At 71.0% G+C, this 26,789-nt stretch carries 22 protein-coding genes; 14 read left to right on the top strand and 8 right to left on the bottom strand.

Annotated elements, in window-relative coordinates:
- Nucleotides 1-193 (bottom strand): acetyl-coenzyme A synthetase N-terminal domain-containing protein (locus tag KBO27_RS29485; RefSeq protein WP_132679236.1); only part of this gene is annotated, 193 nt, incomplete at its 3' end.
- A 272-nt stretch (nt 194-465) separates the two neighbouring features.
- On the opposite strand from KBO27_RS29485, the gene KBO27_RS29480 reads away from it, so the two are divergent.
- Entirely contained in the window at nt 466-1,212 is a 747-nt protein-coding gene (locus tag KBO27_RS29480) for a Fic family protein (RefSeq protein WP_210973105.1), read from the top strand.
- 2 nt (nt 1,213-1,214) lie between these two features.
- A complete protein-coding gene (locus tag KBO27_RS29475) occupies nt 1,215-2,144 on the top strand; it encodes a nucleoside hydrolase (protein ID WP_210973104.1) in 930 nt (309 codons plus the stop codon).
- A 39-nt stretch (nt 2,145-2,183) separates the two neighbouring features.
- Here KBO27_RS29475 and KBO27_RS29470 read toward each other — a convergent pair whose 3' ends face one another.
- From KBO27_RS29470 to KBO27_RS29445, 6 genes are all read right to left on the bottom strand, one after another.
- A complete protein-coding gene (locus KBO27_RS29470; RefSeq protein ID WP_210973103.1) occupies nt 2,184-3,095 on the bottom strand; it encodes an N-acetylmuramic acid 6-phosphate etherase in 912 nt (303 codons plus the stop codon).
- Between the two features lie 46 nt (nt 3,096-3,141).
- Nucleotides 3,142-4,062, bottom strand: a complete 921-nt coding sequence (locus tag KBO27_RS29465) for a MurR/RpiR family transcriptional regulator (protein WP_132684087.1) — start codon at nt 4,060-4,062, stop codon at nt 3,142-3,144.
- Nucleotides 4,063-4,358: 296 nt separating this feature from the next.
- Nucleotides 4,359-6,095: a serine hydrolase domain-containing protein gene (locus KBO27_RS29460; RefSeq protein WP_210973102.1), complete on the bottom strand. Its 1,737-nt coding sequence runs from the start codon at nt 6,093-6,095 to the stop codon at nt 4,359-4,361.
- 11 nt (nt 6,096-6,106) lie between these two features.
- Nucleotides 6,107-7,357 (bottom strand): exo-beta-N-acetylmuramidase NamZ family protein, encoded by a 1,251-nt coding sequence (locus tag KBO27_RS29455; RefSeq protein ID WP_210973128.1) that lies wholly within the window; start codon nt 7,355-7,357, stop codon nt 6,107-6,109.
- Between the two features lie 5 nt (nt 7,358-7,362).
- The gene (locus KBO27_RS29450; protein ID WP_210973127.1) at nt 7,363-9,135 is read right to left on the bottom strand and encodes a glycoside hydrolase family 3 protein; all 1,773 of its coding nucleotides are present in this window, start codon (nt 9,133-9,135) and stop codon (nt 7,363-7,365) included.
- Between the two features lie 512 nt (nt 9,136-9,647).
- Nucleotides 9,648-10,508, bottom strand: coding sequence for an HAD-IB family hydrolase (locus KBO27_RS29445; protein ID WP_210973126.1), 861 nt, complete (start codon nt 10,506-10,508; stop codon nt 9,648-9,650).
- Nucleotides 10,509-11,116: 608 nt separating this feature from the next.
- On the opposite strand from KBO27_RS29445, the gene ssd reads away from it, so the two are divergent.
- The 8 genes from ssd (at nt 11,117) to KBO27_RS29405 (ending at nt 16,672) form a co-directional block, all read left to right on the top strand.
- Nucleotides 11,117-12,235 carry a septum site-determining protein Ssd gene (ssd, locus tag KBO27_RS29440; protein ID WP_210973101.1) on the top strand — a complete coding sequence of 373 codons (1,119 nt, stop codon included), beginning with the start codon at nt 11,117-11,119 and terminating at the stop codon, nt 12,233-12,235.
- Between the two features lie 81 nt (nt 12,236-12,316).
- On the top strand, nt 12,317-13,474 hold the full coding sequence (locus tag KBO27_RS29435) for a TadA family conjugal transfer-associated ATPase (RefSeq protein WP_210973100.1): 1,158 nt from the start codon (nt 12,317-12,319) through the stop codon (nt 13,472-13,474).
- Nucleotides 13,468-14,241 (top strand): type II secretion system F family protein, encoded by a 774-nt coding sequence (locus KBO27_RS29430; protein ID WP_307870688.1) that lies wholly within the window; start codon nt 13,468-13,470, stop codon nt 14,239-14,241. The genes KBO27_RS29435 and KBO27_RS29430 overlap by 7 nt, the downstream gene beginning before the upstream one ends.
- The gene (locus tag KBO27_RS29425) at nt 14,238-14,813 is read left to right on the top strand and encodes a type II secretion system F family protein (RefSeq protein WP_210973099.1); all 576 of its coding nucleotides are present in this window, start codon (nt 14,238-14,240) and stop codon (nt 14,811-14,813) included. The genes KBO27_RS29430 and KBO27_RS29425 overlap by 4 nt, the downstream gene beginning before the upstream one ends.
- 16 nt (nt 14,814-14,829) lie before the next feature.
- Nucleotides 14,830-15,021 (top strand): DUF4244 domain-containing protein, encoded by a 192-nt coding sequence (locus KBO27_RS29420; protein WP_132626413.1) that lies wholly within the window; start codon nt 14,830-14,832, stop codon nt 15,019-15,021.
- Nucleotides 15,018-15,329, top strand: a complete 312-nt coding sequence (locus tag KBO27_RS29415) for a TadE family type IV pilus minor pilin (RefSeq protein ID WP_210973098.1) — start codon at nt 15,018-15,020, stop codon at nt 15,327-15,329. The genes KBO27_RS29420 and KBO27_RS29415 overlap by 4 nt, the downstream gene beginning before the upstream one ends.
- Nucleotides 15,326-15,670 carry an Rv3654c family TadE-like protein gene (locus KBO27_RS29410; protein WP_210973097.1) on the top strand — a complete coding sequence of 115 codons (345 nt, stop codon included), beginning with the start codon at nt 15,326-15,328 and terminating at the stop codon, nt 15,668-15,670. Before KBO27_RS29415 ends, KBO27_RS29410 begins: the two co-directional genes overlap by 4 nt.
- Before the next feature lie 339 nt (nt 15,671-16,009).
- Nucleotides 16,010-16,672 (top strand): bifunctional DNA primase/polymerase, encoded by a 663-nt coding sequence (locus KBO27_RS29405; protein WP_132679212.1) that lies wholly within the window; start codon nt 16,010-16,012, stop codon nt 16,670-16,672.
- Between the two features lie 105 nt (nt 16,673-16,777).
- Here KBO27_RS29405 and KBO27_RS29400 read toward each other — a convergent pair whose 3' ends face one another.
- Complete coding sequence (locus KBO27_RS29400) at nt 16,778-19,210, bottom strand: DEAD/DEAH box helicase (protein WP_210973096.1); 2,433 nt, start codon at nt 19,208-19,210, stop codon at nt 16,778-16,780.
- Nucleotides 19,211-19,643: 433 nt separating this feature from the next.
- On the opposite strand from KBO27_RS29400, the gene KBO27_RS29395 reads away from it, so the two are divergent.
- The 4 genes from KBO27_RS29395 to topA all read left to right on the top strand — a co-directional run bounded on the left by KBO27_RS29395 (nt 19,644) and on the right by topA (nt 26,787).
- Nucleotides 19,644-21,950: a sodium-translocating pyrophosphatase gene (locus tag KBO27_RS29395; RefSeq protein WP_210973124.1), complete on the top strand. Its 2,307-nt coding sequence runs from the start codon at nt 19,644-19,646 to the stop codon at nt 21,948-21,950.
- A 352-nt stretch (nt 21,951-22,302) separates the two neighbouring features.
- On the top strand, nt 22,303-22,938 hold the full coding sequence (locus KBO27_RS29390; RefSeq protein WP_210973095.1) for a hypothetical protein: 636 nt from the start codon (nt 22,303-22,305) through the stop codon (nt 22,936-22,938).
- A 168-nt stretch (nt 22,939-23,106) separates the two neighbouring features.
- A complete protein-coding gene (locus tag KBO27_RS29385) occupies nt 23,107-23,691 on the top strand; it encodes a hypothetical protein (protein WP_132674557.1) in 585 nt (194 codons plus the stop codon).
- A gap of 306 nt (nt 23,692-23,997) precedes the next feature.
- Nucleotides 23,998-26,787: a type I DNA topoisomerase gene (topA, locus tag KBO27_RS29380; RefSeq protein WP_210973094.1), complete on the top strand. Its 2,790-nt coding sequence runs from the start codon at nt 23,998-24,000 to the stop codon at nt 26,785-26,787.
- Nucleotides 26,788-26,789: the final 2 nt, after the last annotated feature.

Here is a 26,789-nt window from a genome sequence, read left to right as displayed (position 1 = left end):
CCTGGTCCCACTCGGTGTCCCACTGCAACCGCGATGCCTGCTCGGCCCAGAACGCCTCGCGGTCCGCATCGGCCTGGCCGTAGAGCGCCGACGTGGCGTTGGCCTGCGCCGCGAAATCCTCGGACGGCGGGAACGTCCTGCTTTCCGTCAGCAGGTTGTCGAGCGTGTTGCTCTGCCCGTCGGGCTGACTCATTGCCCAGAACCTCCCTGGAGATGTGAATGCAGTGATAGGGGAACCGTAGTGCGATCTGGTTCACTGCAACAGAGGTTTCGCTTGATTGGTTCAGACCATTCGGTCGCAACGGACCGGATTCATACCGTCACCCTCCGGCTCCGCAATGCTTCCGGTGCGTTGTCCTGCGGTAACGCGGAGTCGAACACGTGCAACGTGGCTGCAACTGTGGCACAACTCGCACGCGGGCCGCTCGCCGGGGTTTCCGGTACCGGCCGGTAGCGTCTGGAGTCGTGAACGACAAGCCATCGCTGGCACCACTGCTGGAGCTCGACGGGGTCACAGACGCGGTGGCCGCCGCACGTGCCGCCATCGACGAGGTGCACCGGCATCCGGCCAACCGGCGCGGTTGGCCCGCCACCGCCGCCGAAGCCTCCGTGCGCGCGGCCCGCGCCTCGGCCGCGGTCGCGGGCGGAGCCACCGAGATCCCCGAGTCCGGAGAGGTCAGCGACCCGCTGCTGGCCGGATCGCTGCGCGTCGCCGAGGCCATGGGCACGCTGCTGCCCACCTGGCAGCGCGCGCCCCGGCAGGCCCTGGCCCGGATGCACGTGCTCGCCGCGAGCGACCTCGTCGACGACCCGGACCAGCTCGGCCGGCCGCACGCCGACCCGGTGATCTCCGAACGGCTCGACCTGCTCAGCGAGATCATCACCGAGCCCAAGGCGCACGGTGCCGGGCCGGTGCTGGCCGCGGTGGTGCACGGAGAACTGCTCGCGCTGACACCGTTCGGCCACGCCGACGGTGTCATCGCCCGCGCCGCCGCCCGGCTCGCCGTCATCGGCAGCGGCCTGGACCCGAAGGGGCTCGTCGTCCCCGAGGTCGCCTACTTCCGCAGGCAGGAGGACTACACCGAGCGCGCGCTGGGCTTCGCCACCGGTGACCCCGACGCGGTCGCGGCCTGGATCGTCCACTGCTGCTCCGCGCTGGAGGCGGGTGCCCGCGAGGCCGCTTCCATCGCCGACGCCGTTCAGGAGGGCTGACGGTGAAGAAGGTCCTGATCGACTGCGACCCCGGCATCGACGACGCGCTGGCCCTGGCGCTCGCGCACGGCGATCCGCGGCTGGACGTCGTGGGCATCACCGCCGTCGGCGGGAACGTGCCGCTGGAGTTCACCACCGAGAACTCGCTCCGGCTGCGCGACTACTACGGCATGACCGCGCCGGTCGCGCGCGGCGCCGGGCGGCCGCTCGTGCGCGAGGGCATCAACGCCGGGGACGTGCACGGCGTGATGGGGCTCGGCGAGGTCGTGCTGCCGGAGACCGCGACCGAGCTGGACCCGCGCCACGCGGTGGACCTGATCATCGAGACGCTGGCCGCGGCTCCGGGCGAGATCAGCCTGGTCGCGACGGGTCCGCTGACCAACATCGCGCTGGCCGTCCGCAAGGAGCCGCGGATCGTCGAGTGGGCGGCCGAGTTCGTGATCATGGGCGGCGCCTACACGCGCGGCAACCGGACTCCGGCGGCCGAGTTCAACATCATGGCCGACCCCGAAGCCGCCGCCGTGGCCTTCGAAGCGGGCTGGACGACGGTCATGATCGGGCTCGACCTGACCCACCAGGCCCGCGCGAACACCGAGGTCCGCACCCGCTTCGCCGGCCTGGGGCGGCTCGAATCCGAGCTGCTCACGCCGTGCCTGGACTTCTACGGTCAGTCCCCCGACTACCGGGAGCTCGGCCCGGCGATCCACGACGCCTGCGCGATCGCCTACCTGATCGACCCGACCCTGATGGACGCCGTGCCCGCGCGGGTCGACGTCGAGACGCAGGGCCGGTTCACCTCGGGGATGACCGTCACCGACTTCAATGCCTCGGCGGAGTCCAGGAACGCCCTGGTCCCGACCAGGTTGGACCAGGGCCGCTTCTGGGACCTGATGACCGAGGCGTTCGGAGTCGTCGCCAAGTCGATGGCCTGACGGGCGGCGAGGCCTGAGACCTCGCCGCCAGCGGGCGTCTCAGCCCTCCAGGCTCCGGAGGGCGTCTCGGACCTGGCCGTCGGCCACGGCCAGCGCCGCTGCCGAGCGTTCGACGTCGGCGCCGGAGAGCAGGTGGACCAGGGCCGTCTTGAGGTCGCCGCCCGCCGCGGTGAGCGCGTCGGCGCACGTCTGCTCGGACTCGCCGGTCGACTCCTGCAGGATGTTGATCGTGCGTCCGCGCAGCTTGGCGTTGGTCGCGAGCATGCTGACCATGAAGTTCGAGTAGACCCGGCCCAGCTTGATCATCACCGCGGTCGAGAACGAGGTGAGCACCAGCTTCTGCGCCGTTCCCGCCTTCATCCGGGTCGAGCCGCTGATCGGCTCCGGGCCGGTGTCGGCGGCGATGACCACGTCGGCCGGGACCTCGCCGGGGTTCGGGTTCGAGGTCAGCAGCGCGGTGCTGGCGCCGATCTCCTTCGCGGCGACCAGCGCCGAGATCACGTACGGGGTGCGGCCGGAGGCGGCCAGGCCGAACACGAAGTCCTTGTCGGAGCCCTGCGCGCGGATCTCGCGGGCACCCGCGTCCTCGTCGTCCTCGGCGTTCTCCACCGCCTGCTGGTAGGCCTCCGGGCCGCCGGCCTGGTGCGCGATGAACCAGTCCGGGGGAGCGTTGAAGGTCGGGATCAGCTCGGCGGCGTCGAGCACGGCCAGCCGCCCCGACGTTCCCGCGCCCACGTAGTGCACCCGGCCACCGGACCGCAGCGCCGCCACCGCGAGGTCGACTGCCTCCGCCAGCTCCGGCAGCACGCGACCGACGGCCTCCGGCACCGTGCGGTCCTCGCTGTTGAACAGCTGCAGGACGTCCAGCGTGGGCAGCAGGTCGATGTCGCGGGTGCGGGGGTTGGTCTGCTCGGTCGGCGATGCGACGCGAATCGCGTGATCCCGGCTCATTCATGCCTCCTGTTCGATTGTTCGAGGCCGGCCGCGGCGCGATGCATCACGCCTCTTTGTGCCGGCGCCGATCGGGGCGACTGCCGAGGCGATGTCCGGAGACGGCCTCGCGCGTCGCTTCCAGCGCCGTTTTGGTCTGCTCCAGGTGCCGCTGGGCGACACCGATGAACAAGCAGTCGATCACGGTCAGCTGTCCGATCCGGCTGGCCATCGCGCCGGACCGGTAGGTCGTCTCGCGCACCGCCGTGGTCAGCACGTGATCGGTGACCTCGGTGATCGGGGAGCGCGCGAAGTTGGTGATCGCTCCGGTCGTGGCGCCGTGCCGCTTGGCCTCGCGCAGCGCTTCGACGGTCTCGGTGGTCGCGCCGGTGTGCGAGATGCCGATCGCGACGTCGCCGGGTTCGAGCACGGCGGCCGAGGTCAGCGCGTTGTGCGTGTCCGACCAGGCGAAGCTGACCAGTCCGATGCGGTGCAGCTTCTGCTGGAGGTCGAGGGCTACGAAGGCGCTGGCGCCGACGCCGTAGACGTCGATGCGACGCGCGGTGGCGACCGCGTCGACCAGCGCGTTCAGCGATGCGGCGTCGAGCTGGCCCGCGGTCTCCTCGACGGCCTTGGCGTCGGCGTAGCCGACCTTGGAGATGATGTCGCCGATGCCGTCGTCCGGGCCGATGTCGCCGCCCAGCTCCCGATCGCGGGTCGAGGTGCGCGCCGTGTCGGCGGCCAGGGCGATCCGCAGGTCCGGGTATCCGCCGACGCCGATCGCCTTGCAGAAGCGGGTGACGGTCGTTTCACTGGTGCCCGCCGCCTCGGCGACTTCGGTGATGCTGCGGCGCGAGATCGAGGCGGGATCGGCGAGCACGATGTTGGCCACGCGCTGCTCGGCCCGCGCGAGTCCGGGCAACAGCGAGCGAATCTTGACGAGGGGGCTGCCCTCGCTCGATTCAGCGGAGATTTCCGTAATGGCCATGTGGGAAACTTACTAACCGTTTCTTGTGCAGGTCAATGCATATCTTGAGTATCCGTCGGGTAGACGGTTCGCGCACTGGTCCAGGTTGCATCGCCGCCGCGCGGTTCGATGAGGGCTAAGTACCCGGTCCCCGAGATCGACTTGTACACCTGCTCGGCGGGTGCGTGCCGCGCGATCACGTCATCTGACCGGAACCCGCCTCGCGGGCGTCGCGGATCCCGGGTGCGGTGGGCACCTCGATGATCGCCGGCGAGGCGTGAACGTGCTCGCGACGGACGAGTTCGGAGGCCGCGGGGTCAGCGCGGGGTGGAGGTCCAGCCGTCGAGGTGCAGCTCGGTGGAGTCGCGCTCGGAGTCCAGCAGGGTGCGGTCGCCGTCGGTGGCCTTGAGGCCGTCGACGTTGACCCCGCGGCCCTCGTACTGCGCGTCGACGTCGTAGCGCCAGCGCAGCTGGACCTTCTTGCCCGGGTCGGCGGGAACCTCGCCGTTGACCTTCCACCAGGCGCGGTGCCCCGACCCCGCCAGCCCGGGCTGCGGACCTTCCGGGGCTCCGGGACCGGACGCGGTCAGCGGCACCGGCCGCCAGTTCACCCCGTCCGAGCTGGACTCGACGGTGAGCGCGTCGGTGCCGTCGGCGTCCTGCTGGGTGTCGACGAAGGCGTCGAAGGACACCTCCAGCGGCCCGTCCGCCGGGCCCAGCGGCGCGCTGGTCAGCGTCGCGGTCCCGGGCGCGTGGAACGACTCGCGGCCGTGGCGGGGGAAGACCGCCAGCGCGCGGGCCATGCTCTGGGCCAGGGTCTGGCGGGCGCGGTTGTTGGAGCCCCACTCGCGCGACGGGTGCACGCGGTTGGTCAGCAGCACCGCCACCGACCGCGACGCCGGGTCGATGACCAGCGACGTCCCGGTGTAGCCGGTGTGCCCGGCGGTGCGCCGGGCGCTGAGCCCGGCCATGTACCAGCGCTGGTCGAGCTCGAACCCGAGACCGTGCGAGTTGCCGGGGAACTCGGTGTTGAAGTCGGTCAGCATCTTCTCGACGGTGCGCTCGGAGAGGATCCGGGTGCCGCCGTAGGTCCCGCCGTTGAGCAGCGCCTGCCCGAGCTTCGCGAGGTCGTCGGCGGTCGAGAAAACACCGGCCTGACCGGCCACGCCACCCAGCGACCAGGCGTTCTCGTCGTGCACCTGGCCGCGCACCATGCCTCGCGGCGGGTCGGTCTGGAACTCGGTGGCCGCGATGCGGTGCAGCTTCGACGCCGGCGGGTTGTAGCCGGTGTCGGGCATGCCCAGCGGCTTGGTGATCCACTCCTGGACGACCTGGTCCAGCGGGTGCCCGGTGACCCGCTCGACCAGCACGCCGAGGGTGATCATGTTCGGGTCGGAGTACTCGTAGTTCGTGCCCGGCGGGTGCTCGGGGGTCAGCGCCATGACCGACGGGATGCGCTGCTCCGGCGGCAGCTTCCACAGCTGCACCTCGGCCTGCAGCCCGGAGGTGTGGGTGAGCAGCTGCTCGACGGTGATGCCCTGCTTGCCGTTGACCGCGAACTCCGGCAGGTGCTCGGCGACCGGATCGTCCAGCGAGATCTTCCCGTCGTCCACGAGCTGCAGCGCGGTGATCGAGGTGAACAGCTTGCTGATCGAGGCGACGTCGAAGATCGTGTCGGCGCGCATCGGTTCCTGGTCCTGCGCGGGGAGCTCGGTGCCCTTGCCGTCGGCGTAGCGCAGCTGCTCGCCGGCGGCGGTGCGGCTGACGACCACGCCGTCGTGCGCGAGCAGGCCCACGGCACCGGCGTACATCGGGTGTTCGAGGTCGGGCGTCTTCTCGGTCCACGCCGCGAGCTGCCGCCACGCGTCGTCGATCGGCTCCGGGTCGAGTCCGATGCCCGAGGGCGTGCCGTCCTGCAGCAGCGTTTCGGCGGGCGCGAAGCCGTCCTGGGGACGGTCGAAGTGCCCTGCCGCTCGTCCCTGCGCGGCCACGGCGGAGCCGCCCAGCGCGGTCAGCGACAGCAGCGCCACGGCGGCCAGCACGGTCTTGCCCATCGAAAGCCCCCTCAGCGGTAGAGCAGGTAGGGATCGCGATGCCGGCGGAAGTCGACGACGTCCTGCCGCCAGGAATCGGTGATCTCGCCAACGCCGGCGCCCGCGTCCACCATGCCGCGCAGCCGGTCCGAGCCGGACAACTTGTCGACCATCCCATCCTCTCGCCAGGAGAAGAGCTGGGGATAGAGCCGTCGGGCTGTGACCAACATCGCAACGGTGAGGTGGATCGGGTCGAGATCACCCGTGCGGTGCAGCTGCACGCCACCGCAGGGCTGCTCGGCGTGCTTGGAGAACGTCGGGACGAAGTAGGTCTCGCGGAACCGCACGCCCTCGATGCCCAGCCCGTTGAGCTCCTCGGCCCACTTCCAGTCGACGCCCGGCGCACCGATGATCTCGAACGGACGCGTCGTGCCGCGCCCCTCGGACCACGTCGTGCCCTCGAACAACCCGGTTCCCGGGTACACCGCCGCGGTGTCCGGGGTGGGCATGTTGGGGCTCGGCGGCACCCACGGCAGGCCGGTGTCGGCGGTGCGTCCCTGCCAACCCTCCACGCGGATCACGGTGAGCTGCGGCAGCGGCGAGGGCAGGTGGACGCGGTCGAACAGCCTCGCCAGCTCGCCGACGGTCATGCCGTGCTGCTGCACGATCGGCAGCTCACCGACGCCGGAGGCGAACCGCGGGTCCAGCTGCGGTCCGGCGACCAGCGGGCCGACCGGGTTCGGCCGGTCCAGCACGGTGAATCCCAGACCGAGCTGCTGCGCGGCCTGCATCGCCGTGTACATCGTCCAGATGTAGGTGTAGAAGCGGGCGCCGACGTCGGCGATGTCGAAGACGACCTGCTCGACACCGGCCTTGCGGAACAGCTCGGCGAGCTTGGCCGCGTCGGCGCCGTAGGCGTCGTAGACCGGCAACCCGGTGCGCGGATCGCGGTAGTCGCCCTCGGACCCGCCGGCCTGCGACGTGCCGCGGAACCCGTGCTCGGGCCCGAACACCGCCGCGATGTCGACCTTGCCGCCCGCGTGCATCACGTCCACCAGGTGATCCAGCGAGGACAGCACGCCCGTCGGGTTGGTGACGATGCCGAGGCGGCGCCCGGCGAGGTCCGAGAAGTCCCTGCTCGCCAGCACGTCCGCGCCGGTGCGCACCGCACCGGGCGCGACCTGCGCCGGCTTGGCCGCGCAGGCCGAACTGGACGCCACGCCGACGGCCGGGACCGCCAGGGCCGAGGCGGTGAGGAAACGCCGCCTGCCGATACCGCTCATGCTGTTCACCAGGCCAAACCGAAGCCGAAGGGATACCTGTCGGTTCCAGGCTTACCAGGCTCGGGCACCGGGACCGGCAACTTGCCCGCGGGCGTGGTCTCGCCGAAGAGGACCTTGGCGACCGATTCCATGGCGACCGGCTTGTCGGAGTAGCTGGCGATCCAGGCGGGCACGTCGACGTGCGCGGCGTCGTACGGGTCGCGCACGGCCACCGCCACGACCGGCTTGCCGGTCGCCTGCAGCGCGCGCACGAGGTCCAGCTGCCCGGCGTTGTCGGGGTTCCAAGCGGCGCTGGTGAGCACCACCGCGACGTCGTGGGCCTTGGCCTGCTCGACGGCCTGGCCGATCTGCTCCTGCGTCGGCTTGGTGCCGGTGGCCAGCGCGGAGCTCTGCGGTCCGCGCGCCCGCACCGAGTCGGACAGCGCCTGGGTGCCCTTCTCGCTCGCGCCGGTCACGAAGACCTTGCCGGGCGACTTCAGCGGCAGCGCGGCGTCGTTGCGCAGCAGCGTCGTGCTGCGGTCGGTGATCCGCTGGGCGTCGGCGAGGTGCTGCTGGTTGCCGACGATCGAGTCCACCTCGGACACGTCGACGAACGGGTTGGCCAGCACCCCCCGGCCTTCCTTGAGCTTGAGGACCCGCGAGACGCTCTCGTCGATGCGCTGCTCGGTGAGCCGCCCGTCGTGGACGGCCGCGATCACGCCGTCGATGGCGACCTGCAGGTTCTGCGGCATCAGCATCACGTCGGCGCCCGCCTGCAGCGCGAGCACCGGGATCTCGGAATCCGGGTGCTGCTGGCGGACGCCCTCCATCTGCAGCGAGTCGGTGAACACCACGCCCTGGTAGCCGAGCTCCTGGCGCAGCATGCCGGTGAGCACCTTCGGGGCCAGCGTGGCCGGCTGCCCGGAGTCGTCGAGCTTGGGGACCACGATGTGCGCGCTCATCACCGAGTCGGTGTTGGCCGCGATCGCTTCCTTGAACGGCGGCGCGTCCAGCTGCTCCCACTGCTGCCGGTCGTGCTCGATGACCGGCAGCGCGGTGTGGCTGTCGGTGTTGGTGTCGCCGTGCCCCGGGAAGTGCTTGACCGAGGCCGACACGCCTTCACCGGCGGCCTGGGCGTCTTCGTAACCGCGCACCTGGGCCGCGGTGAACTGCGCGGCCAGCGTCGGGTCGGAGGAGAACGAGCGGACGCCGATCACCGGGTTGGCCGGGTTGACGTTGACGTCACCGCTGGGCGCGAAGTTCATGTTCAGGCCCATGGCGCGCAGTTCCTGGCCGGTGATGGCCGCCGCGCGCTCGGCGTCCTGCGGGCTGCGGCCGGCGCCGAGCGCCATGTTGCCGGGCAGCTGCGTGACGGGCTCGGTGATCCGGGTGACCTGGCCCTGCTCCTGGTCGGTGGAGATCAGCAGCGGCACCTGCGCGCCCGAACTGGTCGCGGCGGTCTGCAGCCCGTTGGACAGCTCGGCGATCTGCTTCGGCTCGTAGAGGCTGTTGGACCAGGTGAAGTGGATGATCCCGCCGAGGTGGTACTTCTGCACCACCTGCGCCGGGGTGTCGACGCCGAACTCCTCCCGGTTGACCGGGTCGGGCGTGTCCGCGGTGCGGCCGTAGGCGTAGGTGACGAACAGCTGCCCGACCTTCTCCTCCAGGGTCATCTCCCTGAGCAGCTCGTCGGCGGTCCGAGCCCGAGGTTCCAGAGCACTCCCGGTGGTGGTCAGCGCGGCGGCTCCCACGGCCAGCGCGCTCAACGCGACGACGGCGCGTCGGGTTCGGGTCTTCAGGGCCACATCGGCCTCCCTGCACCAGGCGGAAACTGTTCACCACAAACGAGGACAAATGAGGAAATTACTCACAGGAAAAGGGGAGGTCAACGATCCGGACTGATCCGATCGTTGATTCCTGCGCTGTTGCGGGATTCGCGCGACCGCCCTCGGTGAGATGCGGCGAGCGGAAGTCGATTTCGTCGCTCGCCCTGAGCGCGCAAAAGAGCGGCGCCCGTGGTGGGCGCCGCCCTCTCTGCGCGAGCTCTTGGGTTACCAGGCGTGCTGTTCGTCGTAACTTTCGGGCTAGGCGTCCGGCGTCCCGTGACGCAACCCTGTGCACGACAGCCTTATCTGCGGCGACGCGTGGGTGCTCCAAGTCTCGCGCGCGGAGCCTGAGAGGGGTGGACGCTGTTTCTCCTCCACAACGTCCCTGGCCAAACAGGGTCCGCACTTCCCTTTGTAGACCGTGACGCCCGTCACTGCAAGGGTCCTTCAGGGCGAACCGAGGAGTGATCTACCAGCGCTTCCGGTCACCGTCTGCGACGCCAGGCGCGCACGCCCCACCACGTCGCGCCGGCGGCGGCCACGGCGCTGAGCCCGACACCGGCTGCGGTGACGGCGGCGCGGGACGGGGTGGGGATGCGAGCGCGCAGCGAGACGGGGTGCTCGAAGGCCAGCGAGGGCCAGCCGCGCTGGACGGCCTCCTTGCGCAGGCCCCGGTCCGGGTTGACCACGGTCGGGTGCCCGACGGCTTCGAGCAGCGGCATGTCGGTGACCGAGTCGGAGTAGGCGTAGCACTCGCCGAGGTCGTAGTCGTGCTTCTCGGCGAGTTCGCGGGCCGCGACCGCCTTGTTCTCGGCGGAGCAGTAGAAGTCGACCTCGCCGGTGTAGCGGCCCTCGGAGACGACCATGCGCGTGCCGGACCAGTGGTCGGCGCCGAGGAGCTTGGCGATGGGGGCGACGACCTCCTGGCCGGAGGCCGACAGCACGACGATCTCGTGGCCCTGGTCCTGGTGGTCGGTGATGAGCTGGGTGGCTTCCTTGTAGACCAGCGGGTCGACGATGTCGTGGAGGGTCTCCTCGACGATCGCGTTGACCTGGTCGATATCCCAGCCCGTGCACAGCGACGTGATGTGCGCGCGCATCCGGTCCATCTGGTCGGCGTCGGCGCCGGCGAGCATGAAGACGAACTGCGCGTAGGCGCTCTTGAGCACCGCTCGGCGGTTGATCAGCCCTTCTTGGAAGAACGGGCGGCTGAAGGCGAGCGTGCTCGACTTGGCGATGATCGTCTTGTCCAGGTCGAAGAACGCGGCCACCCGGCGTCCGGAAGCGGCGGCGGGGTTCGCGGGCTCAGTCACGCCGACAGCATACGAGTCGCGTCGACGTGGCATTTCCAGGCTGGTTCCGGTCATGTGCGCACGTTCCTGGGCTGTTTGTCCGGTGGGCTGCTGGGGGAGAGCGATTTTTCACACACCGTGTGGTTGTCGGAAAGTTGCTCGCCGTCCGGGTTGGTTTTTCTGCCACGAATGAATGGGTAGAGGCAGTTTGTCGGGCACTGAGAGCAAAGACGTTCCCTCAAATGGACGGGAGGCATTACTAGGGATCTGCGGGATACAGTGTGGGGAGTCCGGCAAGTCCGGACCAGTTCAGCTCGACCCCCCGGAGCTGAACTACGACGACCCCCGCCCCTCCCCCCTGGCGGGGGTCGTCTCGTATTCGGATGCTCCCACCTGCGGGGAGTTCGTGCTCGCGCAACAGTCTTCGAGCGAGCGAAATGTGAATTGCCTTCGTTTCTTATGCGTCCCTGGTGTGACTCTTTCAGGGAAGATGAGTTATCCACAGCGAACGGGTTCATCCACAGATTTCAGAAATCGCTTGGCAGTCGGCAGCGCTTCCGGTCACTTTGGATAACGAGCGGCCATTCGCGGCACAACGCTCCTTCTTCCGGCCCATGCGGAAGTGGTTTTCCTCCGAAAAGTCCTGATCCAGGGAGCCCGTCATGCCCGCGGCAGCACACCCGCCCACGCCCGAGACCGCGCGTCCGCTGCTGGTGGTGCGCGACGCCGAACTGGCGGAGGAGGTCTCGCGGCTGGCCGCGGCCTCCGCCGGAACGATCGAGCGCGCGCCACGGCTGCTGCCCGCGGCGTGGCGCGCGGCGCCGCTGGTGCTGCTCGACGAGCCGACCGCCGCCGCGTGCGCCAACCACGGCCTGCCGCGCAGACGCGGTGTCGCGCTGGTCTGCCGGACGACCGGTGAACGCCTGTGGCGGACCGCGTTCGACATCGGCGCCGAGCGGGTGCTGACCCTGCCCTCCGACGAGCACGAGCTGATCGAGCTGCTGGCCGACGCCGTGGACGCACCGGTCGGCGAGGGCCGCGTGCTGGCAGTGCTCGGCGGGTGCGGTGGTGCCGGTGCTTCGGCGCTGGCCACCGCAGCCTCGGTGGTCGCCGCCCGCTCCGGCGGCCGGTCGCTGCTGGTCGACTGCGACCCGTACGGCGGCGGCCTCGACCTCGCCGCGGGCATGGAGCGCGACGAGGGCGTGCGCTGGTCAGGGCTGTCGGTCGGCACCGGGCGGCTCGGTGCCGGAGCGCTGCGCGAGGCGCTGCCGAAGAAGCGGGTCGGACGCGGCGAACTGGCAGTGCTCGCCTGCGACCGGGACCGGACGCCGAGCGGACTGACGCCGGAAGGCGTGCGCGCGGTGCTCGGGGCCGGTCGTCGCTCCGGCGCGACCGTGGTGTGCGACCTGCCGCGCTGCCCAGCACCGGGTGACTCCGACGAGTCGGTGCTCGGCGATGCCGAGCTCGTGGTCGTCGTCGTGCCCGCGGAGGTGCGCGCGTGCGCGGCGGCCGCGCGCGTCGTCGCCGCGGTGACCGAACGCGCGGGATGCCGGGTGCGGCTGGTCGTGCGCGGACCATCCCCGGGCGGCTTGAGACCGCGCGACGTCGCGCGGGCGGCCGGCGCGCCGGTGCTCGCCACGATGCGACCACAGCCGCGCCTGCCCGCCGCCGTTGACCGCGGTGACCTCGTCTCCGCGCTGCACCGCCGCAGCCCGCTGGCCGCAGCGGCCGGTGCGGTGCTGGCCGAGCTCGCCTCGGCGGAGTCGCCGGTACCGCGCTGAACCCTCGATGAACCCAGGCCGATCCCGCTCGATCGGCCATGCCGTCCTGCCGTTTTCGGCCGGTGGAAGGGAAGGTCCGTGATGTCCGTGGATCGGGAACTGCTGGCGCGCGTGCGGAACCGACTGGTGGGCAACGGCTCGCCGCTGAGCCCGGCAGCCGTCGCCGATGCGGTCCGCGCCGAGTCCGGTGGGCTGGTCGCCGACGCCGACGTGCTCGCCGCGCTGCGCGTCGTCCAGCAGGAGTTCTCCGGTGCGGGAGTGCTGGACCCGCTGCTGGACGACCCGGCGACCTGCGACGTGCTGGTCACCGCGCCGGAGAAGGTGTGGGTCGACCGGGGCGACGGGTTGCGGCCCGCGCCGGTGCGCTTCGCCGACGAGGACTCGGTGCGCCACCTCGCGCAGCGCCTGGCGATGTCCACCGGGCGCCGGCTCGACGACGCCCAGCCGTGGGTCGACGCCTGGATGCCGCAGCGCGGCACCCGCTCGGTCCGGCTGCACGCGGTGCTCCCGCCGGTGGCCGGGGATGGGACCTGCATCTCGCTGCGGGTGCTGCGCCCGGCCGCGCACGACCTCGCTGCGTTGCAGCGGGCGGGCACCTTCGACGAGCGCAGCGCCGCGGTGCTGCGCGAGATCGTGGCGCGCAGGCTCGCGTTCCTGATCACCGGCGGAACCGGCAGCGGCAAGACGACGCTGCTCGCGGCGATGCTCGGCGAGGTCGGGCACCGCGAGCGGATCGTGTGCGTCGAGGAGGCGGCAGAGCTGCGGCCCCGACACCCGCACGTGGTGCGACTGCTGACGAGGCCGCCGAACGTGGAAGGCGCGGGTGAGATCGGCGTCCGCGAGCTGGTGCGGCAAGCGCTCCGGATGCGGCCGGACCGCCTGGTCGTCGGCGAGGTGCGCGGTGCGGAGGTGCGCGAGCTGCTCGCCGCGCTCAACACCGGGCACGACGGAGGCGGCGGAACGCTGCACGCCAACTCGCCGCGAGAGGTGCCCGCCCGGATGGAGGCACTGGCCGCGCTCGGCGGGCTCTCCCGCGGTGCCCTGCACAGCCAGCTCGCCGCCGCCGTGCAGGTCGTGCTGCAGGTGCGCCGCAGGCGCCTCGCCGCGATCGGGGTGCTGCACCGGTCGGGCGATCAGGTGACCGTGCGACCGGCCTGGGAGCGCGAAACCGGTTGGGACGTGGGCCGCGAGGAGCTGGCGGCGTTGCTGGAGTCCAGGGGAGGTGCGTTGCCGTGCTGATCACGAGCGCCCTGCTCGCCGCGACCGGACTGCTGTGCTGGCCCGCGCTCACCACCCGCCACCGGCTCCCCGGACTCAAGCGCGCACCGCTGAGGTTGCCGAGGCCGAAACGCCTGCTGCCGGTGGCGACCGGTATCGCCGGATTCGCCACCGCAGGTCCGGCGGGCTCGTGCGCGGCGATCGCGCTGACCCTGCTCGCGAGCAGGCACGTCCGCGAAACCCGCGACGAGCGGCGGGAGCTCGCGCTCGACGACGAGTTCGCCGAGGCGATGCGGCTGCTGGTCGCGCAGCTGCGCGCGGGCGCGCACCCGGCGAACGCGGCCGAAGGCGCGGCCGCCGAAGCCGGCCCGGGGGTCGCCGCGCTCTTCCGGGAGCTGGCGGCGACCGCCCGGCTCGGCGGTGACGTGTCCGCGCTGGCGGGACGCCCACGCGCGCCGGTGCGACGGCTGACCCGGGCCTGGGACCTGGCCGAACGGCACGGCGTCGCGCTGGCGGAACTGCTGGACTGCCTGCGCCGCGACGTCGAGCGGCGCACCTCCTTCCGCCGCGAGGTGAGCGCGAAGATGGCCGGCCCGCGTGCCACGGCGGGAGTGCTCACCGGGTTGCCGGTGCTCGGGCTGGGCTTCGGGCAGGCCGCCGGTGCCTCGCCGCTCGCGGTGTTCGGCAGCGGTCCCGCCGGTCAGCTGCTCCTGCTCGTCGGGACCGCCCTGCTGATCGCCGGGGTGCTGTGGAGCTCGCGGCTGACGAGGTCGGTGGTGCGGACATGAGCCAGGTGTTCGCGCTGATCACCGCGGCCGTGGCCGTGCTGCTGGTCCCCGTCGCCCCGACCCGCCACCGGCTGGGTCTGCGCCGGAGCCCACCGGTGGCACCGCGTCCCCGTCGCGAGGAACGGGCCGACCCGCTGGTGCTCGCCGCCGGATGGGACCTGCTGGCGGCGGGGATGCGGGCCGGGCTGCCGGTGCCGGTGATCGTGCGCGCCGTGGCGGTCGAGGTCGTCGGCACCGCTCGGCGGACGCTGAACGAGGTCGCCGACCACCTCGCCCTCGGCTCGGACGCCGCTGCCGGGTGGGAACCGGCGCTGCGGGACCCGGACACGGCCGAACTCGCCCGCGCCGCGCGGAGGACCGCGCGCACCGGCAGCGCGCTCGCCGACGTGGCGGCCGAGCTCGCCGACCGCGCGCGGGCGCGCAGCTCCGAGCTGGCGGAGGTGCGGGCTCAGCGCGGTGCCGTGTGGATCTCGGCACCGCTGGGGCTGTGCTTCCTGCCCGCGTTCCTGTGCCTGGGAGTGCTCCCGGTCGTGCTCGGCATGTTCGACCGGATCCCGATCAATCCACTGTAGACACGAGGAGAAGACGATGCGGAACCTCATCCGACGCCTGCGGGCCGCGCTGACCGGCGACGACGGGATGTCCACGGCGGAGTACGCGGTCGGCACGCTCGCGGCCGTGGCCTTCGCGACCACCCTCTACGCCGTGGTGACCAGCGGCTCGGTCGAAGAAGCGCTGACCGGCCTCATCCAGCGGGGTTTGCAGGGAGCGGGGACGTGAACGACCGGGGCTCGGTGACCGTCGAGGCGGCGCTGGGCATCTGCTCGCTGGTCGCCGTCTTCGGGTTGCTGCTGGTCGGCGGGATGGCGGTGCTGGGCCAGCTCCGCTGCCAGGACGCCGCCGTCGAGGCCGCCCGCCTGCTCGCCCGGGGAGACGCGCCCCGGGCGGAGCGGGCGGTGCGCGCTATCGCGCCCGTCGGCGCGCACTACGCCCACGTGATCCGCGGTGACCAGGTCGAGGTCCTCGTCAGCGCGCACTGGCTGCGCGCCGACGCCGTCGCGATCCTCGAACCCGGGGAGGGCGGATGAACGACCGCGGTTCGGCGACGGTGCTCGCCGCGGTGCTGTCGCTGGTCGTCCTGGTGCTGCTCGGGTGGCTCGTGCAGCTCGGCGCCGCCACCGCCGCCCGGCAGCGGGCCGAAGGCGCCGCCGATCTCGCGGCGCTGGCCGCTGCGGCTCACGTGATCGGTGGACCCGAACTCGCCTGCGCGCAGGCCCGACGGGTGACCGGCGGGATGCGGACGCGCCTGCTCACCTGCACCCTGACCGGTCGAGAGGTCCGCGTCGAGGTGGCGGGAGAGCTGTCCGGACCGCTGGCCGGACGGCAACCTCCGAGCGCACGGGCCCGCGCCGGACCGGCCCCAGGTTGAGCCGCGCGTATTACGCGGGCAGTACGACGAGCGGTCGGCGAGCGGTCCGGCGGGCAGTGGAGCGGTCGGCGAAGCGCCACCGGCGCCGCTACCGAGCTTTCAGCGCGTGTGTTGGATCTTTCACGTTCATCGTCGCCGAACGACCGGTCGTCGCACCGGGTCTGTACGCCCCGGGGCTGGATGACGTTTCTTTGAATGTGTGAGCGGCGAGCCCAGGTTCGCCACGAACCGAGGTCCACCCGACAAGGAGGTCGGGGGATCGGCCGGAACCCCGAAATCCGGCCGGTCGACCTCAAGGCGCACGACGCCGCTCACCGCTGAACGAGGAGGCGGAGACAGATGCAATGGTCTGCGGAGAGGTGGCAGAGCGCCTTCCGCGGCGTCCCGGCCCACCCGGCCGGGCTGACCAGCAGCCGGATCGACCTGCGAGTGCAGGCAATCGACTTCGCGTCGCGTGGTTGGTCGGTGTTGCCCGGAACCTTCCCCCGAGATGGTGAGTGGCTCGGTCGCCGAGGCCGCCAGCTGCACGGCCCGACCCCCGTCCGGGCCGACTGGCAGGACGGTCTGGGGGCGGACCTGCACGAGGTCATGGCCTGGTGGGACGAGCACCCCTACAACCTGCTGCTCGCCACCGGTTTCCAGGCCGACGCCATCGAGGTCGACATCGCGATCGGCAGGCGGGCGGCGAAGGTGCTGCGCGCCGGCGGATTCCCGGTGCCGATCGTGGCGACCCCGACCGGCAGCTGGTTCTTCCTGATGTCCCCTGGGGGTCGGCTCAACGGCGAGCTGGCCGAGCAGAGCGGAATCCGCTTGCACGGCAAGGGGAGTTGGGTTCCGCTGCCACCGTCGGTCTACCCCGGCGGTGCGGTGCACTGGAGGGTCAAGCCCGAGGTGTGCGCCTGGCAGCTGCCCAGCCCGGAGTTCGTCCAGGACGCGCTCCGGACCGCACTGGAGATCGACCAACCGGAGAACGTGGCGGAGGTTCTCGCAGCGAGCAGGTGATCCTGCGGCCGTGACGCACCGAACGGGCCCGGTTTCCGCGCCCAGGGCTCCCCGGCCCGACCGGTCACGAGATTCCCGCGAGCACGCACCAGCCAGCCCCAGTGCTCATCGTGCCCGGTCGGGCGGCCCACCCGGACCGCCGGTGCTACCCCGAAGCACGGCCGAAACCGCATCGAGAACAGCCACCGCCCCTGCCTTGTCCAGCGGTTCGTTGCCATTCCCGCACTTTGGCGACTGAACGCAGGACGGGCATCCGGCCGGGCAGTCGCAGGAAGCGATCGCTTCCCGCGTCGCGGCCAGCCATGGGACCAATGCGGCGAAACCGCGGTCGGCGAATCCGGCTCCACCCGGATGACCGTCGTGCACGAACACCGTTGCCTCCCCGGTGTCGGCGTGCAGAGCGGTTGAGACCCCGCCGATGTCCCATCGATCGCAGGTCGCGAACAGCGGTAGCAGGCCGATCGCCGCGTGCTCGGCGGCATGCAGCGCGCCGGGGATGCGCGCCGGTTCCAGCCCGGCGCCCCCCGGCGCGCTGCCCATCAACAAGTCCTGACCGACCGTGTACCAGACGGCGCGGGTGCGCAGCGTCTGCGCGGGCAGGTCCAGCGGAACCTGGTCCAGCACCTCGCCGGTCGGTCGTTTCCGCAGGTAGCCGACGACCTGCGAGGTCACTTCCACCTCGCCCAGGTGCACCGTGACCCCGGCACCGGTGTCGTGGCTCTCGACGGTGCGCAGCACGGAGATGTCCACGTCGTTGCGCGGCGAGGTCGTCCAGTCCGGGCTCTCCTCGTGGACCAGCGTGATGGCCGCGTCGAGGTCGAGCTCGTCGACGACGAAGGACTCGCCGCGATGCAGGTACACCGCTCCCGGGTGCACCGTCGAGCAGGCGGAATCGGGGTCCACCGTGCCGAGCATGCGGCCGGATTCGCCTTCGACGACGGCGATCGGCGGACCGCCTGAGCCGCGCAGCTCGACGTTGCGGTGCGGCCGTTCCCGGGCGGTCCAGAACCAGCCGTGCGGGCGTCGCCGCAGCACGCCGTCGGCGGTCAGCGCCTCGACCGCCCGCTGCGCGGCGTCGCCGCCGAAGATCTCGAACGACTCCTCGGTGAGCGGCAGCTCGGCCGCGGCGCAGGCCAGGTGCGGTTCCAGCACGTACGGGTTGGCGGGGTCGAGCACGGTCGCCTCGACCGGCCGGGACAGCACGGCGGGCGGGTGGTGCACGAGGTAGGTGTCCAGCGGGTCGTCGCGCGCCACGAAGACCACCAGCGCGCCGTCCCCATCGCGCCCGGCGCGTCCGGCCTGCTGCCAGAACGAGGCGAGGGTGCCCGGGTACCCGGCGACGACCACGGCGTCGAGACCGGAGATGTCGACCCCGAGCTCCAGCGCGTTGGTGGTGGCCACGGCTCGCAGTTCCCCGGCCAGCAGCGACCGCTCCAGTTCGCGGCGGTCCTCGGGCAGGTATCCGCCGCGGTAGGCGGAGACCCGGTCCGGCAACGAGGGGTCCACTTCGGACAGCGCGCGCCGCGCCGCGAGCGCGGCGAGTTCGACACCGCGCCGGGATCGGATGAAGGCCAGCGTGCGGGCGTCCTCGATGACCAGCTCGGTCAGGATCCGCGCGGCCTCGGAGCCGGCGTTGCGGCGGACCGGGGCGCCGTTCTCACCGACGAGGTCGTCCAGCAGCGGCGGTTCCCAGAGCGCGACGGTGCGCGCCCCGCGCGGCGAACCGTCCTCGGTGATCGCCCGGCAGCGAGCGCCGGTCAGCCGTTCGGCGAGCTCGGCGGGGTCCGACACGGTGGCCGAGGCCAGCACGAACACCGGGTCCGAGCCGTAGCGGTTGGCGATCCGCCGGAGCCTGCGCAGCAGCAGTGCGACGTGCGAGCCGAACACGCCCCGGTAGGTGTGGCACTCGTCGATCACGACGTGCGTGAGCCTGCGGAAGAAGTGCGCCCAGCGCCCGTGCGACGGGAGCACGCCGAAGTGCAGCATGTCGGGGTTGGTGAAGATCCACCGCCCGTGCTGGCGCACCCAGTCCCGCTCGGCCTGCGGGGTGTCACCGTCGTAGCTCACCGCGCGGAGCTCGGGGAGCTCCAGCTCGGAGATGCTGCGCAGCTGGTCGGCGGCGAGCGCCTTGGTGGGGGAGAGGTACAGCGCGGTGGACTTGGGGTCGGCGAGCAGCTGCGAGATCACCGGGAGCTGGTAGACCAGCGACTTCCCGGACGCGGTGCCGGTGGCGACGACGACGTTCTCGCCGTCGTGCACCGCTTCGGCGCCCTCGACCTGGTGGATCCACGGCTCGTCCGCGCCGCGCTCCTGGAACGCCTCGACGAGCCGGGGCGGTGCCCACTTCGGCCAGTCGGTGGTCTGGGCGGGCCGGGCCGGCCGGTGCTCGACGTGCGTCACGGGCGACTCGTCGGCCGGGATCCCGGCGACGACGCGGCGGAGCAGCCGCTGTCCCTTGTCCTCCTCGCGCACGTCGTTCAGCCTTGCACAGCTCTGATCGGCGCCCGCACAGGTGTTCCCCTCCGCGAGTCGGCTCATGTCCCACCTTCGGGGCAACTTCGGAGCGTGTTCCGGAAGGCGGACGGGTCCTCGCGGATCCCGTCGCGACACGCCATACCTCATGTCACCCGATCGGTCCAAATCGAAATATGTCCGAACAGGGGATCAAGTACCGCTCTGAATCGATTATTCGGTAACGGATCTGCACGTCGAGACGAGTTGCGCATCACACCGTGAGGTAAGCCACTTGGGGTCTGAATAGACTCCCGATCCACGACGTCGCCACGGACGGCCAGCGCACGATCACAGGCCGTACCGGGCGGGGCCGCCTACCGCGCATCGGGGCCCGGTAAGAGCGTGCGGGGCCGCCGGTGTGAGAACCGAGCACAACCCAGGAGGACGGATGTCCCTGCTCACCCCGGTCCAGCACGGCTGGGCCCAGGGCGCTGCACCACCGAGCTCGCAAACCCGGATGGACCTCGCCCAGCAAGCCACCGGAATCGAGCTCGCAGGCATCGACTACGCAGTCGTCGGTGTCGTGATGGTCATCGCCCTGGCCGCTCTGGCCTTCGGCTACGTCCTGATCAAGGAGGTCCTCGCCGCAGGCCAGGGCACCGCGAAGATGCAGGACATCGCCAAGGCCGTGCAGGAAGGCGCGTCGGCGTACCTGAACCGGCAGTTCCGCACCTTGGCGATCTTCGCGGTCGTGGTGTTCCTGGTGCTGTTCGCGCTGCCCGCCGAGACCCTCGGCGAGCGCATCGGCCGATCCGTGTTCTTCCTGTTCGGCGCCGCGTTCTCAGCCGCCATCGGTTACCTCGGCATGTGGCTGTCCACCCGCGCGAACGTGCGCGTGGCCGCCGCGGCCCGCGAGCCCGGTGAGGGCCGCGAGAAGGCGATGCGCGTGGCGTTCCGCACCGGTGGCGTGGTCGGCATGATGACCGTCGGCCTCGGCCTGTTCGGCGCCGCACTCGTGGTGCTGGTCTACGCGGGCGGTGCTCCGCGCGTGCTGGAGGGCTTCGGCTTCGGTGCCGCGCTGCTGGCGATGTTCATGCGAGTCGGCGGCGGCATCTTCACCAAGGCCGCCGACGTGGGTGCCGACCTGGTCGGCAAGGTCGAGAACAACATCCCCGAGGACGACCCGCGCAACGCCGCCACCATCGCCGACAACGTCGGCGACAACGTGGGTGACTGCGCGGGCATGGCGGCGGACCTGTTCGAGTCCTACGCGGTGACGCTGGTGGCCTCGCTGATCCTGGGCACCGCCGCCTTCGGCGGGCACGGGCTGCTGTTCCCGCTGATCGTGCCGGCCATCGGTGTGCTCACCGCGGTCATCGGCGTCTACATCACCAAGGCCCGCACGGGTGAGAGCGCGCTGACCGCGATCAACCGCTCGTTCTACATCTCCGCCGGGATCTCGGCTGTGCTGTGCGCGATCGCCGCGATGCTGTACCTGCCGAGCACCTTCGCCGAGCTCTCCGGCGTGTCGGAGGAAGTGCGCGCGACGCCGGGCAGCCCGGCGCTGATCGCACTGCTGGCCGTGATCATCGGCATCCTGCTCGCGGTGATCATCCTGAAGCTGACCGGCTACTTCACCGCCACCGAGCACCGTCCGGTGCAGGACGTCGGCAAGTCCTCGCTGACCGGTGCGGCCACGGTGATCCTGACCGGGCTGTCGGTCGGCTTCGAGTCGGCCGTCTACACCGGCGCGGTCATCGCGGCGGCCGTGTTCGGCGCGTTCCTGCTGTCCGGTTCGCTGCCGGTGGCGCTGTTCGCGATCGCGCTGGCCGGGTGCGGTCTGCTGACCACCGTCGGCGTCATCGTCGCGATGGACACCTTCGGTCCGGTCAGCGACAACGCGCAGGGGATCGCCGAGATGTCCGGTGACGTCGAGGGCGAGGGCGCGAAGATCCTCACCGAGCTCGACGCGGTCGGCAACACCACCAAGGCGATCACCAAGGGCATCGCGATCGCCACGGCGGTCCTGGCGGCGACGGCGCTGTTCGGTTCCTACACCGACGCCATCGGCCTCGCGTTGGCCGACGTGGCGGGCGCGCTGCCTCCCGCGGAGTACTTCGTCTACGCGCCGAACGTCCTGGTGGGCGTGATCATCGGTGCCGCCGTGGTGTTCCTGTTCTCCGGTCTGGCGATCAACGCCGTGTCCCGCGCGGCCGGTGCCGTGGTCTACGAGGTGCGGCGCCAGTTCAAGGACAAGCCGGGGATCATGGACGGCTCGGAGCGGCCGGAGTACGGCCGGGTGGTCGACATCTGCACCCGCGACTCGCTGCGGGAGCTGGCCACGCCGGGTCTGCTGGCGGTGCTGGCTCCGATCGCGGTCGGGTTCGGCCTGGGCGTCGGTCCGCTGGCCGGGTACCTGGCCGGTGCCATCGCCACCGGCACCCTGATGGCCATCTTCCTGGCCAACTCGGGTGGCGCCTGGGACAACTCCAAGAAGCTGGTGGAGGACGGCTACCACGGCGGCAAGGGGTCCGAGGCGCACGCGGCCACGGTCATCGGTGACACCGTCGGTGACCCGTTCAAGGACACCGCCGGGCCGGCGATCAACCCGCTGCTGAAGGTGATGAACCTGGTGTCGGTGCTGATCGCGCCCGCCATCGTCTACTTCACCGTCGGCGAGTCGGCCAACCCGGTGGTCTCCGTCGGCATCGCGCTCGTCGCGCTCGCGGTGATCGTGGTCGCCGTGGTGATCTCCAAGCGGCGCTCGACCGCGATCGCGGACGAGCCCGCGGACGACAAGACGATCAACGGCGCTCCCGCCTAGGAGCTGTTTGCTTGGCGGTGCGGGTAGCGGGCTCTGAGGCGGCCCTCCTGCTCCGGGCGCGCCGACTCATGCATGCCAATGCACCACGTCGACACGTCCTCACAGGAGAACCACCTCAGAACCCGCGGCGGTGCGAGCTGAGTCCCGCACCTGAAACAGCGGCTACCGCCGCATTCCCCAACACGGCCTAGATCGGTCTCAACGATGGGCGTCACCCGGTTCGGGTGGCGCCCATCGCTGTGAGCAGGCCGAGCGCTGCAACGGGTGACCCCGGGTTCACCGGGAGGTGTGGCGGTACGAGAGAGTCCGAGCGCACAGCGAGAGCTACTCCGATCCATGTGAGGAGTTCGCAATGAGGTTCCGTGCGACGTCCCTCGCGGCGCTCGCGGCCATCCCGCTGGCCCTGAGCGCCTGCGGTGCGGCACCAGTACCGACCCCCGAGCCCGCCCCGGCTCCGCCGAAGGCGGCAGGCCCGGAAGGCGTCGAGTGGGCAGGCCGGTTGTGCGGGCTGGTCAACGACTTCTCCGCGTCTCAGAAGAGCCTGCCCGCGGTGGACAAGAGCAACACCCAGGCGATGAAGAACTCGGTGGTCGCCCGGCTCGACACCGCGAGCAAGACCGCTGATGGCACGGTGCGCGGGCTGCAGGAGCTGCCGCCGTCCCCGATCGAGGGCGGCGACCAGGTCAACCAGGGCATCCGCGACGGCTTCGTCCAGATCCGCGACGTCCTGGTCGGCGCCCGCGCCAAGGCCGACCAGGTCGACCCGAACGACAAGCAGAAGTTCACCGAGGGCATGACCGCCCTGCAGGCGGAGCTCCAGAAGAGCTCGCAGGTGGACCTCAACAGCAAGTTCGGCGCCCTGGAGAAGAACCAGCAGCTCGCCGCCGCGGCGAAGCAGGCCCCGGGCTGCCAACCGTTCTTCAACCCGGCCCCGGCCCAGCCGGCCCCGGGCCAACCCGCCCCCGCCCAGCCCGGCCAACCCCAGTAACGCCCCTCGCCTGCGTGGACGTCACGATTTCAAGGGAAATCAGGAACCGGATCTCAGTGGAATTCCGCACCGCGATTTCCGTTGAAATCGTGTCCACCAGGCGTCGGGACTCAATCGATCGGGTTACGTTGGTGGATAATCTCGAACTGCTGTTCTAGCATCCCGATCGTGGACCAGCTGTCCTTCTACTCGGCAGAGGCTCGGCGGGCGGACGTCGCCGACCTCGCGGGCATGCTGTGCGGACCCGGTCAGGCCGTGGGGTTCGGCCGCGGGACCGCGGCGCGGCTGTCGGTGGTCGTCGACGCCGAGTGGCGCGCCCGCTGCCTGCTCGCCGCCTGCTCCGAGCGGGGAGTGCAGGCCGAGCTCGGCCGCTCCGACGAAGGACGGCCGCTGGTCCGCACCGCGTTCCGCTCCGACCTCACCGGCTTGGCCGCGCACTGGCTGCGCGGCGCCGTGAAGTCTGTACCGTCGGGATTCGTGCCGGACGGATGGGCGCTGCGGATCTGGGCGCTCGCTGCGGGCGCGGCGGACCACAACGGTTACCGCCTCGGGCTCGACCCGCACGCTCCCGACACGCACGAGCCGCTCGCGGAAGCGCTCCGCGGCTGCGGGCTGCCGACCAAGACGGTCGGCGTCAGGGCGGGCGGACCGGCCCTGCGGGTGACCGGTCGCAGGCGTCTGGCCAGGCTCGCCGAGCTGGTGGGACCGCTGCCCGATGGTGCGATCGAGGGAATGATTCCGCTCGTCTCCTGAGCGGGTTGACGCACATCACGCCAGGTCACGAAACGGAACACCTGGGTAACCCGATACGTTCGTACAACAAGACGTCGACGAATATCGACGTGTTATATGCAACCCTGTGCCTTCCCGGTGCGGCACGGCCAACCGTGCGGCGCGCACACTCCAGGGACACGAACGGATGGGCGCCGGGTGCAAGGGATGCTTCCGGAAGAAGAGAGCAGGTAAGCGTTGGCTGGGTCGACACGAACGAAGAAGGCCGGCGGCGGGGCCGGTCGGGCTTCGGGGTCTCCCAACGGGAACGGCTCCGCTACCCGGCGCTTGGTGATCGTCGAGTCACCGGCGAAGGCCAAGAAGATCGCCTCCTACCTCGGCTCTAACTTCATCGTGGAGTCCTCGCGTGGGCACATCCGCGATCTGCCGCGCAACGCCAAGGACGTGCCCGAGAAGTACAAGGGCCAGGCGTGGGCGCGACTGGGTGTCGACGTCGAGAACGACTTCGAGCCGCTGTACCTGGTGAGCGCCGACAAGAAGTCGACGGTCACCGAGCTCAAGGACGCCCTCAAGCAGGTCGACGAGCTCTACCTCGCCACGGATGGTGACCGCGAGGGCGAGGCCATCGCCTGGCACCTGCTGGAGACCCTCAAGCCGAAGGTCCCGGTCCGCCGGATGGTCTTCCACGAGATCACCGAGTCCGCCATCCAGGCCGCTGCCGCCAACCCGCGCGACCTCGACCAGGACCTCGTCGACGCCCAGGAGACCCGCCGCATCCTGGACCGCCTCTACGGCTACGAGGTCAGCCCGGTGCTGTGGAAGAAGGTCATGCCGAAGCTCTCGGCGGGCCGCGTGCAGTCCGTGGCGACCCGCGTCGTCGTCGAGCGCGAGCGGGAGCGCATCCGCTTCGTCTCCGCCGAGTACTGGGACATCGCCGCGACCATGGACGCCGGCCCGGACGCCTCGCCGCGTCGCTTCGGGGCCCGCCTGGTCTCGGTGGACGGCTCCAAGCTCGCCACCGGCCGCGACTTCGGTCCGGACGGGCGGCTGAAGAACTCCGACACCAAGGTCCTCACCGAGGCCGAGGCCCGGCAGCTCGCCGGGGCGCTGACCGACGCCCGGCTGAGCGTCTCCAGCGTCGAGGAGAAGCCCTACACGCGGAAGCCGTACGCGCCGTTCATGACCTCCACGCTGCAGCAGGAGGCCAGCCGCAAGCTGCGCTTCTCGGCGGACCGCACGATGCGCACGGCGCAGCGGCTGTACGAGAACGGTTACATCACCTACATGCGTACCGACTCCACGACGCTGTCGGAGACGGCGATCGCGGCGTCGCGCAACCAGGCCCGCGACCTCTACGGCGAGCAGTACCTCTCGCCGCAGCCGCGGCAGTACAACCGCAAGGTCAAGAACGCGCAGGAGGCGCACGAGGCGATCCGTCCCGCGGGTGAGAGCTTCCGCACGCCCGGCGAGGTGGCAGGCGAGCTGTCCAACGACGTCGACGGCTTCAAGCTCTACGAGCTGATCTGGCAGCGCACCATCGCCTCCCAGATGGCGGACGCGAAGGGCACGACGCTGTCGGTGCGCATCAGCGGCACCGCCAGCAGCGGTGAGGAGTGCACCTTCGCCGCGTCCGGTCGCACCATCACCTTCCCCGGCTTCCTCAAGGCCTACGTCGAGGCCGTGGACTCCGAGGCGGGCGGTGTCGCCGACGACGCCGAGTCGCGGCTGCCGCAGCTCACCCAGGACCAGCCGATCACGGCGCCGGAGCTGGAGCCCGACGGGCACACCACCAACCCGCCGCCGCGCTTCACCGAAGCGAGCCTGGTCAAGACGCTCGAAGAGCTGGGCATCGGCCGCCCGTCGACGTACGCGTCGATCATCAGCACCGTGCAGGAGCGCGGCTACGTGTGGAAGAAGGGCTCGGCCCTGGTTCCCTCGTGGATCGCATTCGCCGTGGTGGGGCTGATGGAGCAGCACTTCGGCAGGCTGGTGGACTACGACTTCACCGCCGCGCTCGAGGACGAGCTGGACGGCATCGCGGAGGGCCGCGAGGAGCGGACCCGCTGGCTGGCCGGCTTCTACTTCGGCGGCGAAGTGGGTCCGGAGGACTCGATCGGCCGCGCCGGCGGGCTCAAGAAGCTGGTCGGTTCGTCGGTGGAGGAGATCGACCCGCGCGCGATCAACTCGATCCCGATGTTCGACGACGAGGACGGGCGCACCATCTACGTCCGCGTCGGCCGCTACGGGCCCTACCTGGAGCGGACGCTGGAGGACGAGACGGCGCAGCGGGCCAACCTGCCCGATGACCTGCCGCCGGACGAGCTGACGGTGCAGATCGCCGAGAAGCTGTTCGCCACCCCGATGGAGGGCCGCAGCCTGGGCACCGACCCGGAGAGCGGTCACGAGGTCGTCGCCAAGGAAGGGCGTTTCGGTCCGTACGTGACCGAGGTGCTGCCGGAGGGCGACAAGTCCAAGCCGCGCACGGGCAGCCTGCTCAAGTCGATGTCGCTGGACACCGTGACGCTCGACGACGCGCTGAAGCTGCTGTCGCTGCCGCGCGTGGTGGGCACCGACCCGGAGTCGGGCAACGAGATCACCGCGCAGAACGGCCGCTACGGCCCGTACCTGAAGAAGGGCACGGACTCGCGGTCGCTGGAGACCGAGGACCAGATCTTCTCGATCACCCTCGACGAGGCGCTCAAGATCTACGCGCAGCCCAAGCAACGGGGCCGGCGCGCCGCCGTGCCGCCGCTGCGCGAGCTGGGCGAGGCTCCGGACACCGGCAAGGCCCTGGTGATCAAGGACGGTCGCTTCGGCCCGTACGTCACCGACGGCGAGACCAACGCGTCGCTGCGCAAGGGCGACGCGGTGGAGGAGCTGTCGATGGACCGCGCCGTCGAACTGCTGGCGGAGCGCCGGGCCAAGGCTCCGGCGAAGAAGAAGGCTCCGGCGAAGAAGTCCACGGCGTCCAAGTCGACCGCGTCCAAGAGCACGTCGGCGAAGAAGACCACCGCGTCGAAGTCCACCGGCACCAAGACCGCGGCGTCGAAGTCGACGGGCACGAAGACGGCGGCCAAGAAGTCGACGTCGTCGAAGTCGACCACCTCGAAGTCCTGACC

This window comes from Saccharopolyspora endophytica, assembly GCF_018070075.1.
In the GTDB taxonomy this organism is placed as follows: domain Bacteria; phylum Actinomycetota; class Actinomycetes; order Mycobacteriales; family Pseudonocardiaceae; genus Saccharopolyspora; species Saccharopolyspora endophytica.
The sequence above is the reverse complement of the archived record's forward strand: the minus strand, read 5'-3'. Positions and strand labels throughout refer to the sequence as shown.